We start from the raw sequence: 1,167 nt of genomic DNA, 5'->3' as shown, positions 1-1,167 counted from the left end.
AGGCTCTGTATGCCCAGATCGCTGCAGTCAAAAGCTGTCTGGCTGATCATCAGCGTGCTGTAGTCCAGCCCGCAGTTGTCGCTGCTGTTGGTAAAGTCCAGCACCTCGTCGGCCAGCAGCTCTCCGGTGCCGTCGTAGCTCAGGGCTACTTCTACATCAAGGCAGGACAGCTGCGGCGCTCCCTCATCTGTTACAATAAAAGTGTAGGTAAAATCCTCCGCATTGCCATAATCATCGGTGGCAACGACTTCCAGCTCGTAGGTGCCCTGAGGTACGGTGAGGTAGAGGGCATACTGCCCGGTGGCCGCATCAAGCAGCACCGTTTCCAGCTGCCCGGCCGAGGGGCCATTCTGGTTTTCCAGGGCAGCCTCTACCGTCACGCCCGAGCAGTCTTCTATGGAAAAAGCCCGCCAGATAGCCGAGTAGTGGCAATCGCCGGAGTCGGTGCCCACTTCAAGCATGCCTTTGCTCGTGAGCGTGTCCCCATTGCTATCAAGCACCTGCAGGGGCGGCGCTTCGTAATCCGGGAAGCAGGGGTCGAAGGGCGCCGGGTCGAGCGTATTGCACAGCCCGTCCTGATCGCTGTCAATATCGTAGCACAGCTGCGTGGACACCGTGTCCTGCAGCGCCTCCGGATAGTCGCAGTCTGCTGCCAGGAAGGTGTACGGGTGCGCCCCCCGGAAGGCCGTGTCCTGTGGGGCGATGCCCAGCTGCCCGGCTTCGTCCAGCTCAAAGAAGAAAGGGGAGAAATCGAGCAACAGCGGCTCGTCCGGGCTGCCCAGCTGGCCGTTACCGCCAAAACTGAGCGTGACAGGCAAGGTGAAGAGGGCTTCGTGGGCTGCGCTGTAGTAGCGCACCTCCATTTCCCCTTCCGGCATGGCATGGTAAACGGTGGCAAAGTAGTACGCCTGCCCGTTGACCAGCTCCGGGGCGGCTGTGCCGCTCAGCTGGCCGTTGATGAAGAAAGCCAGGCGGTCGGCTTCATCGCCCAACGGCAGCCAAGGCGTATACTGTGCCCGGGCAGAGAGGTTCATGCTGAACGGCTGTTGCAAAAGAGGAGTGCTCCAGCTGGCGGGCAACTGTGGCTGGCTGCCTGCCGTAGCCAGTACAGGCGTCAGGCTGTAGTCCAGGCAGGGGCCGCCATAGCCCGCCTCGAAGCCGGGCAGG

1 protein-coding gene is annotated in these 1,167 nt (G+C 61.7%); it reads right to left on the bottom strand.

Features of this window, described 5'->3' with window-relative positions:
* A partial coding sequence (locus tag IX84_RS33480; RefSeq protein ID WP_044224092.1) for a hypothetical protein occupies positions 1-1,167 on the bottom strand: 1,167 nt, incomplete at both ends.

This window comes from Phaeodactylibacter xiamenensis (assembly GCF_000759025.1).
Taxonomy (GTDB): Bacteria; Bacteroidota; Bacteroidia; order Chitinophagales; family Saprospiraceae; genus Phaeodactylibacter; species Phaeodactylibacter xiamenensis.
This window is presented reverse-complemented; position numbering and strand designations above follow the sequence as displayed.